Annotated in this window: 12 protein-coding genes; 3 read left to right on the top strand and 9 right to left on the bottom strand. The window is 39.7% G+C overall.

Annotation, left to right across the window (positions count from 1 at the left end; translation table 11 throughout):
- Nucleotides 1-60 precede the first annotated feature (60 nt).
- Complete coding sequence (locus IGJ39_RS06260) at nt 61-993, bottom strand: alpha/beta hydrolase (protein ID WP_019723745.1); 933 nt, start codon at nt 991-993, stop codon at nt 61-63.
- 157 nt (nt 994-1,150) lie between these two features.
- Nucleotides 1,151-2,242: a DUF871 domain-containing protein gene (locus tag IGJ39_RS06255; protein ID WP_019723746.1), complete on the bottom strand. Its 1,092-nt coding sequence runs from the start codon at nt 2,240-2,242 to the stop codon at nt 1,151-1,153.
- 185 nt (nt 2,243-2,427) lie between these two features.
- Between IGJ39_RS06255 and IGJ39_RS06250 the strand changes: the two genes are divergently transcribed.
- Entirely contained in the window at nt 2,428-3,180 is a 753-nt protein-coding gene (locus IGJ39_RS06250) for a peptidylprolyl isomerase (protein ID WP_019723747.1), read from the top strand.
- Nucleotides 3,181-3,623: 443 nt separating this feature from the next.
- On the opposite strand, the gene fabZ is transcribed toward IGJ39_RS06250, so the two are convergent.
- Nucleotides 3,624-4,064, bottom strand: a complete 441-nt coding sequence (gene fabZ / locus IGJ39_RS06245) for a 3-hydroxyacyl-ACP dehydratase FabZ (protein ID WP_010735583.1) — start codon at nt 4,062-4,064, stop codon at nt 3,624-3,626.
- Nucleotides 4,065-4,274: 210 nt separating this feature from the next.
- On the opposite strand from fabZ, the gene fabI reads away from it, so the two are divergent.
- Complete coding sequence (gene fabI / locus IGJ39_RS06240; RefSeq protein WP_010735584.1) at nt 4,275-5,030, top strand: enoyl-ACP reductase FabI; 756 nt, start codon at nt 4,275-4,277, stop codon at nt 5,028-5,030.
- Nucleotides 5,031-5,096: 66 nt separating this feature from the next.
- Here the strand turns inward: fabI and IGJ39_RS06235 are convergent, their stop codons facing one another.
- Nucleotides 5,097-6,110 (bottom strand): branched-chain amino acid aminotransferase, encoded by a 1,014-nt coding sequence (locus tag IGJ39_RS06235; protein ID WP_019723748.1) that lies wholly within the window; start codon nt 6,108-6,110, stop codon nt 5,097-5,099.
- A gap of 177 nt (nt 6,111-6,287) precedes the next feature.
- On the opposite strand from IGJ39_RS06235, the gene IGJ39_RS06230 reads away from it, so the two are divergent.
- Entirely contained in the window at nt 6,288-7,205 is a 918-nt protein-coding gene (locus IGJ39_RS06230) for a mechanosensitive ion channel family protein (RefSeq protein WP_010735586.1), read from the top strand.
- 279 nt (nt 7,206-7,484) lie between these two features.
- On the opposite strand, the gene cbpB is transcribed toward IGJ39_RS06230, so the two are convergent.
- From cbpB to IGJ39_RS06205, 5 genes are all read right to left on the bottom strand, one after another.
- Nucleotides 7,485-7,991: a cyclic-di-AMP-binding protein CbpB gene (cbpB, locus tag IGJ39_RS06225; RefSeq protein ID WP_010735587.1), complete on the bottom strand. Its 507-nt coding sequence runs from the start codon at nt 7,989-7,991 to the stop codon at nt 7,485-7,487.
- Nucleotides 7,992-8,097: 106 nt separating this feature from the next.
- Entirely contained in the window at nt 8,098-8,610 is a 513-nt protein-coding gene (locus IGJ39_RS06220) for a metallophosphoesterase (RefSeq protein ID WP_019724525.1), read from the bottom strand.
- Nucleotides 8,611-9,963 (bottom strand): ribonuclease PH, encoded by a 1,353-nt coding sequence (gene rph, locus IGJ39_RS06215; RefSeq protein WP_195339610.1) that lies wholly within the window; start codon nt 9,961-9,963, stop codon nt 8,611-8,613. It lies immediately after the preceding gene.
- Nucleotides 9,963-10,790, bottom strand: a complete 828-nt coding sequence (gene racE / locus IGJ39_RS06210) for a glutamate racemase (protein ID WP_019724592.1) — start codon at nt 10,788-10,790, stop codon at nt 9,963-9,965. Before racE ends, rph begins: the two co-directional genes overlap by 1 nt.
- A gap of 212 nt (nt 10,791-11,002) precedes the next feature.
- On the bottom strand, nt 11,003-11,659 hold the full coding sequence (locus IGJ39_RS06205; protein WP_010735591.1) for an amino acid ABC transporter permease: 657 nt from the start codon (nt 11,657-11,659) through the stop codon (nt 11,003-11,005).
- Nucleotides 11,660-11,662 lie beyond the last annotated feature (3 nt).

The following is an 11,662-nucleotide window of genomic DNA, read 5'->3' as shown; positions in this document are numbered from 1 at the left end:
GTGACCAAAAGTTTCAAGAAAGTTCTTAAAGTTCTTTAAGAAACACTTTGGTCACAACAGTTATTTTACATATTTTTCTAGGAAACTACTTACAGTCTTTTGATAATTCTCAGGATCGATCGAATATGCTTTGGCATGCTCTGCTCCTGGGACGATATATTTTTCTTTTGGTCCGTTCGTCGCTTGGTAAACTTTGTCCAACATTTCGTAAGGAACAAAGGTATCCGCATCCCCATGGATGAACAGCATCGGTAATTGGTTTTTTTCTAATTGTTTGATCGCATCAGCTTCCCCAAAGAAATAGCCGGCTCTGATTTTTGTCATCAAGCTGGTTACTTGGATCAGTGGGAACGGTGGTAAGCTAAATAATTCATTGAGCTGATAAGCCAATTCTTCGTTAACAGAGGAATAACCGCAATCTTCGATGATCGCTTTAACATTTGTAGGCAGTGATTCTCCGCTAGTCATCATCACCGTCGCTGCCCCCATACTAATACCGTATAGAACGATTTCTTCCGATTGACCGTTTGTTTCAAGCACTTGATCGATCCATTTCACATAATCTTTCCGTTCGTGCCAGCCAAAGCCGATATAATCCCCTTCACTTTTTCCGTGTCCACGCGCATCAGGTACTAATACGTTATAGCCAAGATCATGGAACATCTTTGCGTAATTTGCCATCGTTTCTGCATTGCCCATATATCCATGAGCCACAATTGCTGTCTTATGACTGTCTGTTGCTGGTAGATAAATGGCTGATAGCTTCAACCCATCCGTAGATGTCTGTTGCCACTCTTTACGATTGTCAGGGTTCGCAAACCAAGATTGTGCACTCGACTCTTCATTTGCTTTTGTTGTGCCAGGAGTATCGCCTTCTAAAAAGTCTTTTTCTGAAGGAACAACGGCATAGTTATAAAAATAATTACCCGCAAAGACTAATACGACTGTCACGAGTAATGTCACGCCGATTAAAATTTTGATCCAAAGTTTCATCTTATACCTTCCTTGCTTTTACATTGATATACTATCTAAAATTAGTATAAACAAAGAGGACGTGTGATGCAATCTAGAATAAATAATAATCGTCATTGAAAAGCCCCGTAAAGCTCTGATCGCTTTACGGGGCTTTTCAATATTTATCATTACACAATTATTTGCTTTCGATCAACTTGAAGTTTGACCATGGTTTCAAGAAATCAAGTAAGAATAACTCATCGTCTGAGATACGTCCGACGACGTTCACACGTCCATCATTCTTCATTTCTTTTAAGGCAATTTGTGTTTCGCCTTTATATTGACCGTAACCAACGTTATCGATCAATACATCCCCACGCGTCATATCTTTTGTGTTATGTGCTGGGAATGGTTTGTCTTTGTAATAGATACGTGTCATCGTGGAACGCAAGATATACTCTGAGCGATCCCCACGATAACTATGAAGGTTGTCGAATAGACAAATACGTTCGTCTTCTGTGATATCGTCTGCTACATCCACTTTTAATGTAGGATAACTTGCAAAGAAGGCTTCAGACATTGCGCGTAATTCCTCTTCACTCGCATAAGCATTCCCTACAGAGATATCATCGATCAAACCTGTCAACATCAGGTGTTTGACTTGTGTTGCGATCTCAAGATCACGATGGTCTTCTAATGAGCAAAGTCCGTCTTGAGTTGGCCATGGACCAAAGTCGGCTGTTTGTGAGTTTACGAATGCCATCGTATTCAAATTATATTTGCGGAATTTCTCCGAACAAGCGACAAAATGATCATAGCCTAAACCAGAATAACGATGAGGGTAGAAGTTATGTGAACCTAATAAGTTATCTGTGTTCGGCGAATAGCTCATGATATTGTCAACATAATTCGTACCTGAACTCATGTTGATCTCGATTTTGATATTGTATGGATTGCGAGTCATTTTTGCTTCTTCTGCTCCAGTAAATCCAATATCAAGACGAATGCCGTCGGCGCCCATCTCATCAAAGAACGATAGATCATCATATGAGATCTCTAACTGTTCAAATAATGCTGGATTGATATCCACCATGACTTCCATCTCTAATTGATTGGCATAATCGACTACCTTTTTAAAGTCTGCTAAGACTTTTTCTTTATCGTCTGCAATTTGTAATAAACTTGTGAATACACGTTTAAATCCGTATTTATGTGCTAAATCTAAATATTCTTTGTCCTTTTCAAACGTTGAACGTTCTGGATAAATTGAAATTCCTAATTTTCCCATGTGTTGATACCCTCCTGGATGTGCGTTTTTGTATCCACTTACATTATAACAAACCGCTTTCAAATGGTCTACACCTTTTGCTATTTATTAAATAATTTCGCTTATTGTTCGAAAAAGTGTAGGTATTCATCTGATAATTTGCTATCATTAAAGATAACAACGAACAAAAAAGAAAGGAATTACTTATGAAACACAAAAAATTATTTTTAACTATGAGTATGGCTGCAACGCTATTATTTGCAGCTGGTTGTACGTCGAACGGTTCAGATACCGCCTCTTCAAGTACGAAAGAATCTACAGAAAAAACAACAGAGACTAGCACTGTAGAAAGCATCGATTTAAATTCTTTAGAGTTACCTCAATTGAATACAGAAGTCGCTGATAACGAAGATCTAGTTGAAATGGTCACAACTAAAGGAACGATCAAGATCAAACTATTCCCAGAGCTTGCACCAAAAGCTGTGGAGAACTTTATGACTCATGCTAAAGATGGCTATTACGATGGCGTCACTTTCCATCGTGTCATCCAAGACTTTATGATCCAAGGTGGCGATCCTGAAGGGAACGGAACTGGCGGAGAAAGTATTTGGGGAGAAGGTTTCGAAACTGAGATCTCAAACCAACTGTATAACATCCGCGGCGCCCTTTCAATGGCTCGTACACAAGACCCGAATAGTAATGGCAGCCAATTCTTCATCGTACAAAACTCTGATGACATGCATGATGGTTTATTGAAAGATGATTACCCACAAGCTATCATTGACGCTTATAAAAATGGCGGCTACCCAAGCTTAGATGGTGAATACACTGTCTTTGGTCAAGTCGTTGAAGGTATGGACGTCGTTGATGCGATCGCTGCTGTCGAAACAGATAGCTCAGATAAGCCAAAAGAAGATGTGAAGATCGAAAAAATCAACATCTTACAGGAAGCAAAATAAACACACATTTGAACACTTCGAGGTCGTGACAGAAGTGTTCAGCCTCGAGAAATAAGGCGCCATCCACGAAAATTGTTTTTCAAATTTTTGTGGATGGCGCCTTATTTTCGAAGAGGTTACTTTTGTTCCCGCCGTTTATTCGGTTATAGGTGGGTGAGATGAACGAATGTCCCACTCCCTTTTTTACTAAAAAAACTTTTGATGGCTGGGACTTTACAACTATTTTTTATATTTTCGCTAAAAAATAGTTTTTTTATTTTCATCTTTAGTAAAACTTAACATTTTCAAAACAGTCTTAAATAGACAAAAAAAGATCATCTAAGAATAGAAAACTATTCAGAAGATGATTCTTTTTTGCGGAAAGCTACTTTCCACTCCCCTATTGCCATATCTATTGATATTTTTAGAACCTCTCTATGGGTTCCTAAAGTTTATTTTTATCTTTATGCTTGCTCATTGACGATAAATGTAAATTCACATTCACACACTTTTTTATCGTCAACAAAAGCTTCAGAAATCGCAGTCCCTACAGGTCCTTTCATTTTGATGATCTCAAAATGACACTTCATCACATCCCCAGGAACGACTTTTTGGCGGAATTTTGCTTTGTTGATCCCACCGATATACGCACGTTTCCCTAGGAACTCTTCTGATTTTAAAATCAAGATCGAACCTGCTTGTGCAAGGGTTTCTAGGATCAACGCTCCGGGCATGACAGGATTGTCAGGGAAATGACCTTGGAAAAAATCTTCATTGATCGTTACATTTTTTGTTGCAATGATCTTCTTTCCTGAATCGATCGAATCCACGTAATCGATGTAACAAATTGGGTAACGGTTTGGAATAAGATCCATTACTTCCGTTGCTGATAATGCGTATGACATAGTTTACTCCTTCTTTCGGGCAATTGCCGTAATCAATACTTTGATTATCAAAGTATCATATTCTTGATTATTTGGCAATCATTTTTTATTCATCAAAAAAATAGTTTGACAATCAAAGCATTTTACTGAATAATAAGAAATCAAGAAGTTATTTTTTTGCACTTATATTATCGTCAAACAAAACTTTTATTGAATCAAAGGAGTGTCTATATGTCTTTTTTAGAAGGAAAAAAAATCGTGATCATGGGTGTTGCGAATAAACGCAGTATTGCTTGGGGTTGTGCAGAAGCAATGATGCAACAAGGCGCTGAGATCATCTATACGTACCAAAATGAACGGATGAAGAAATCGCTAGTCAAATTAGTCGGTGAAGATGCCTTCACTGTAGAGTGTGATGTTGCTAGCGATGAGAGCATCGAAAAAGCGATGGATACGATTGGTGAATATGCCGGTGAGATCCATGGTTTGGTCCACGCTGTTGCTTATGCCAACAAAGAAGAGCTTTCAGGTAACGTTTCTGATATTTCAAGAGATGGTTATCAATTAGCACAAGACATCAGCAGCTATTCATTGATCGCTGTATCGAAGTATGCCCAAAAGTACTTAGCTCCCAACAGCGGCATCGTAAGTATGTCTTATCTTGGTTCACAACGAGCGATCCCTAACTATAATATGATGGGAATCGCAAAAGCTTCACTAGAAGCTGCCATTCGCTACTTAGCCGCTGAATTCTCACCTAAAGGAATCCGTGTCAATGGGATCTCTGCTGGTGCGATCAAAACGTTAGCAGTGACTGGTGTGAAGGATTACCAAAAATTGATCGAGTTATCCGAATCACGCACCCCCGATCAACAAGGTGTGACGATCGAAGAAGTCGGAAATACTTGTGCTTTCTTGATCAGCCCCCTATCTAGCGGGATCATCGGTGATATCATTTACGTAGATAAAGGTGTTCACTTATCTTGATCCAATAAAAAATCAGCCCTCCAAAGTGAGAGCTGATTTTTTTGTAGTTATTTTTAAAGCCAGTCATTATTCGACGACTTCGATCCATCCTTCTGGTGCTTCGATATCCCCAAACTGGATACCCGTCAATTCTTCATATAAGCGCTTAGTTACTGGTCCTACTTCTGTCTCACTGTAAAAGACATGTAAATCATTTTTATAGTAGATTCCACCAATCGGTGAAATCACCGCTGCGGTTCCACACGCACCTGCTTCTGCAAATCGATCAAGTTGATCGATGTAGATATCTCCCTCAACTGCTTTAAGCCCCAAACGTTCTTCCGCAATCTGCAACAAGGAATACTTCGTGATACTTGGTAAAATCGAAGGCGATTGCGGTGTGATGAACTGATTGTCTTTAGTGATACCAAAGAAATTCGCCGCACCGACTTCTTCAATTTTTGTGTGCGTCGCTGGATCTAGGTAAACGCAATCTGAATAATTTAATTCTTTCGCTTCAGTCCCTGGTAATAGACTTGCTGCGTAGTTCCCTCCTACTTTGGCAGCTCCTGTTCCATTAGGTGCCGCTCGGTCATAGTCAGAAACGATAAAGTTTGTTGGTTTTAATCCGCCTTTGAAATAGGCTCCTACAGGCGTACAGAAAACAACAAACAAATACTCAGGCGCTGGATGAACACCAATGTTTTCTCCAACCCCGATCAGGAAAGGACGTAAATATAGCGTTGCTCCTGAACCATAAGGTGGCACAAAGTCTTCATTTGCTTTTACGACTTCTTTCACTGCATCAACAAACATTTTTTCTGGCACCATGGGCATCAATAAACGTCTGGCACTCTGGTTCAAGCGACGACTGTTTTGCTCTGGACGGAATAAATTGATCTTTCCATCTTTTCTGCGATAAGCCTTTAATCCTTCAAAGCACTGTTGGCCATAGTGAAGTGCGGGCGATCCTTCATGAAGTGACAGATAATTATCCTCGGTCAATTCGCCTTTTTCCCACTCTCCATCTTTCCATTTGGCAACGAAGCGCCAAGGTGTTTTGATGTAAGAAAATCCTAAGTTATCCCAATCTATTTGCATGTTCATACCACCAATCGTCAGTTTTGAAATATTTTAGCACTATCTCTCCCATTTGTCATCGTTTATTTTAACCACTTGTTATTGCAAATGTGATTGGTAGCTTATCTAATGATTTATTTTGATTTTTATGCTGTTCTTGTTACAATACAAAAGAGACTAATTAGAAAAGGGGATTTTATGTTTTCATTCATTGCAACAGCAGAAACAACAAGCTCAACTGGAGAAAATTTGACTGATCAAGCGGTTAGTCAACTCAATGCGTTCCAACGTTTTTGGAATAATATTGATTGGGATGGGATTTTTTCTACAATGATCCAAAAAGGATTATTCCTTATTTTTTTGATTATTCTTTTTGGCCTCATCAATCGAATCGGTAAATACTTGATCGACAAATCTTTTAAACAATATTCAAAAAAAACCGTTCTTAACGGTAGCCGCTTAAAAACGTTACAAAGTCTTTTAAATACCATTTTCAATTATACGATTGGCTTTTTCTTTATTTATGCCATCCTATCCGTGATCGGTGTGCCGATTGGTTCACTATTAGCCGGAGCAGGGATTGCCGGAGTAGCCATCGGTTTAGGGGCACAAGGCTTTATGAGTGATGTGATCACTGGCTTCTTTATTATCATGGAACAACAAATGGACGTTGGCGACTATGTCAAATTAACGAATCTTACCATCGAAGGAACCGTGGTATCCGTTGGCATCCGGACACTGCAACTCAAAGGTGTTGACGGTACCGTTCATTTCATTCCAAACCGTAGTATCACAACGATCAGTAACCTCTCTCGTTCCAATATGCAAGTCGTTCTTGATATTCGGATCGTTCCGGAAGAAGGCTATGATAAGATCTATGAGATCATTCAAAAAGTTAATGAAACGTTAGCTGTAAAATACGAAGAGGAATTACAAACTGAGCCATCGATCTTTGGATTGGTCGATATCGGCAACAGTAACTTTGCGATTCGGACGATTTGTTACGTTTTAAATGGTAAACAGTTCGAATTGAAAGAAGAATTTTTGAGTTCTTACGTCAAAGAACTGACAGCTGCCGGTTACAGCATCCCAAATACACCGATCGTGTTGAAATAGTTTATGTAATGTCTATTCTGGGAGTGGGACATTAGCCCTCTCCTACCATCTAAAACCGAATGAACAGAAGTGTTTAGGTTTGACCTCTTTTTTTAATCATTAGAAAAATGTCTAAAATGACTAAATTATTTGATTCTCAGGACAAACTTTATTCCCAATCTTGCCATTCCTTAATACTGCAAATGAAGCGACGTCCAGAAGTTAGAAATATAATCTAACTTTTGGGCGTCGCTTCATTTGTTTTATGTCTTTCTATTTTGTGAGTAGGATCAATTACCTTTAACTAACGATATCGATTCTTTCTCTTAAATCATCTACATCTATTTTTGGTGATACAATATTTTGACGTTCTAATTCGTGTACCATGTAATTGACTGCTTTCAATAACTCTTTTCGTGTGATGATTCCTTTGAACACTTTATCCTCTGTGACAACTGGCAAGAACGAAGCATCCACTAGTAAATGAAGAACTTCTTCTAGTTCCCAATTTTCATCAATGGTTGGTACATCGGTTTCCATTACATCAGCAACTGTTAGGCCTTCTAATGGTTCCATACTGATTGTTTGTAGGTCCATCATCTTATTGACAACATTCGACAGACTGACTAGACCAACAAAGCGATCATCTTTCCCTAAGACAGGGATTTTAGTGTAGCCAACTTTCGATAAAACTAATAGTCCATGCGATAACGGATGTTGATACATAACATTTGCCACGTTTTCTGCTGGAACCAAAAATGTCTCTTGATTTTGCAGTAATAACTCTCTTACAATTGGTCCAATCATGTATTGGCCCTCCATTTCAAATTCTTTCAATATCTCTATTTTACCGAAAACGGATGCAAAATCTATACAAACATTTCTTTTTTTAGCAAAAATTAGAGTTTGTTTGTCAGCGTTTATATTCAAATGCCATGTTATCGATTTTTTTGTGTGATCGATTATAGTACTGGACAGCAAGTGTCTCTTTCATACTCTCAATGATTGCGTAAGCTGGGATTTGGATCATTCCTCGAGGTTGGGAAATGCTTCCTGGATTCAAGAACAAGATACCTTCTTCAAATTCACACCCTAGTTGATGGGTGTGCCCAAAAAGAGCAATCGTTGCTTGTTGCTCTTTTGCTTCAAGGGCTAACTGAGTCAAACCAAAGCGGACATTCGATAAATGGCCGTGCGTCATATATACCCGATCAAGCCCAGTATCTACAACTCGTTTGGTCTCAAAGTCTGTGCCGAAATCACAATTGCCTTGCACACCGAGATAAGTTTCCCAAACTTCATCTGTTGCGTCAAGTTCTGAATCGCCACAATGAAAGAAATAATCAACTTGATTTTGATACTGGGTCAGCAATTCTTTGATGATTGCTCGATCCCCATGGTTGTCACTAACGACTAAATAGCGCATCTACTCCACTCCTTCCAACCATGCCTGCCAAACTTGGCTTAGTTTTGCCATAGCCAAGCCTCGGTGACTGTGGTTATTTTTTTCTTCACTTGAGATTTCTGCCGCTGTTTGAGTGTACCCATCAGGAATGAACAAAGGGTCATAGCCAAAGCCATTTTCGCCTTTAGGTATCCGACCAATTCGTCCAGGCCACTCTGCTTCCACTACTAAACTTTCTTTATTTGGCTCAGCGAAAACCAACGTACAATGAAATTGTGCGGTGCGTTCTTCATCAGCTACATCGGTTAATTCAAAAAGTAATTTTGCGTTATTTGCCGCATCACTCTTATGTTCGCCAGCAAAACGGGCAGAATAAACTCCTGGTCTGCCACCTAACGCATCGACTTTCAGGCCAGAGTCATCCGCCAATACTGGCTGGTTCAATACTTGAGCAATCGTTTCTGCTTTTAACCGAGCGTTTTCTTCGAATGTTGTACCTGTTTCTTCGACATCAGGTATCTCAGGATAATCGAACAATGTTTTGACTGTATAGCCTTCCTTCGCAAATAAGGTACGGAATTCTTCTGCTTTGCCTGCATTTCGAGTAGCAATCACAATCGTTTTTTCTGTCGGTTCAGGCGTAGTGTCTGACCATTCACTCAACAAAACATTTTTTTGTTCAAAAATCAGTGATTCGATCGCTGTTTTGCCATAAACAAGCATTTCGTTCAATTGTTCACCATCAAAGGTAGCTTCTTCGCCTGTCCCTTGGATTTCCACAAATTTGCCCGATTCCGTCATCACTAAGTTCATATCGACTTCTGCTGCAACGTCTTCGTGATAATCCAAATCAGTCACACATGTCCCATCAGCTAAAATCCCTACACTGATGGCGGCTAAATGTTCTTTGATTGGATCATTCGCTAACACTTTTTTCTGTAATAATTTTTCGATAGCTAATCTTAAAGCCACAAATGCACCGGTAATACTTGCTGTTCGGGTGCCACCGTCTGCTTGGATCACGTCACAATCAACGATGATACTACGTTCACCAAGTTTCTCGAGATCGACGACCGCACGCAACGAACGACCGATCAAACGTTGGATCTCCATCGTCCGTCCACTTAACTTACCTTTGCTGCTTTCACGACGATTTCTCGTATTCGTGGCGCGGGGCAACATACTGTATTCTGCTGTCACCCATCCTTTACCAGTCCCTTTTAAAAACGGGGGGACTGTCTCTTCAACCGTTGCCGCACAAATCACTTTCGTATCGCCAAAGCTGATCAAAACTGATCCTTCTGGATGCTTCAGCACATTTGTTTCAATCGTGATTTTACGTAAATCTTGGACATTTCTTCCGTCATGACGCATCATTGCTCTTTTCCTCCTAAATCAATCGATTCAACGATCAGTTCTTTTAATCCTAACCAATCTTGGGCAATCTCATGGAACATTTTAGCTGATCCTGTCGTATAAAACTGACAAAGCGTTCGGCCATTTTGTGGTGAATTACTGATTTCAAAATAGTCAAGTAACATTGAAACTTCACCAATCGTTTCTGCTCCTGAATCGATCAGCATGACTTTATCCCCCATAACATTCTGAATGATTGGGCGAAGGAGCGGATAATGGGTGCAACCTAAAATCAAGGTGTCGATCCCTTTTAATTCTAATGGAGCCAAAGTTTGGGCCACGATTTTTTTAGCGACTGATGATCGGTATTCTTTACTTTCTACGACTGACACAAACTTTGGACACGCCAAGCTGGTGACTTTCAGTTCGGGTGCTTTATCCAGCAAGGCCGTCTCGTAAGCGGCACTTTTGACGGTTCCAATTGTTCCAATCACCCCTACTCGGTGATTTTTCGTTTGTTTGACTGCCGCTCTCGTTCCTGGCAAAATCACACCGATCACTGGAATCGAGAGGGTTGCTTTGATTTCTTCTAATGCGACCGCAGTTGCCGTATTACAGGCAATCACAAGCATCTTTATGCCTTTTTCAACTAAATAATTCGTCATTTCCCATGTATAAGCGATCACTTGCTCTGCTGGTCTTGGTCCATATGGACAGCGCGCGGTATCGCCAACGTATAATATGTTTTCATTCGGCAATTGCTTCAATGCTTCTTTGACGACTGTAAGACCGCCAACTCCTGAATCAATAAAACCGATCGGACGTTTATCTGTCAATCGAATCATCCTTTTTCAAAAAAATTCTACCTTCTATATTGTGGACTTTTTGACGTGATTTATCAAGTCCTACAATCTGCTTTCCTGCTCTTTTCCCACATGACGACTCAACAGGTGTCCCGATGGAATTTTTGGATAACGTAAGAAGGAATCCACAAAAAATTTTTTAAAAAATTTCGTGGATTCCTTCTTAATTCCCATGTAAAATACGATTTTTTCTACTAATAACTGTACTTTCTTCTTTCTAGGTAAGAAGAAAGTAAAGAAAGTGCGTAACATACGACAAAATACATGAAAGTCATCATAACGAACATTGGTAAGACATAATTGGTATTTTGACCGTAGACGATCCGCGCTTGGTGTGTCAATTCTGGCAACGAGATGATCACCGCTAAAGAAGTGTCTTTGATCAACGAGATCAACTGACTGACGATAGCAGGGATCATTGACTTGAATGCTTGCGGCATGATGATCGTACGCATCGTTTCCACATAGCTTAATCCCGTGGAAAGCCCTGCTTCCATCTGACCTTTCGGCACAGCATTCAAACCTGCACGGAAAATCTCTGATAACATGGCAGATTCAAAAATCGTCAATGCTGCAACTGCTGACCAAAAGATGTTCATTTGGATACCGATTTGCGGCAAAGCAAAATAAGTGAAAAAGATGATCAGCAATAATGGCAGATTACGAATGATGTCGATAATCAAACCTACTATTTTTGATAAATAAGGAATACTCGCAAAACGAAGAACACCTGTCAGCCCACCGATCAGAAAACTAAAAATGATGGAGAAGAGCGAAACTTCGATCGTTACTTTTAGTCCTTCCAGTAAAAAGCGAATATTCATCCATGAAAATGCACCACTAAAATCCATTGA

This window comes from Enterococcus sp. AZ140 (genome assembly GCF_051714405.1).
In the GTDB taxonomy this organism is placed as follows: Bacteria; Bacillota; Bacilli; order Lactobacillales; family Enterococcaceae; genus Enterococcus_B; species Enterococcus_B pernyi.
The sequence above is the reverse complement of the archived record's forward strand: the minus strand, read 5'-3'. Positions and strand labels throughout refer to the sequence as shown.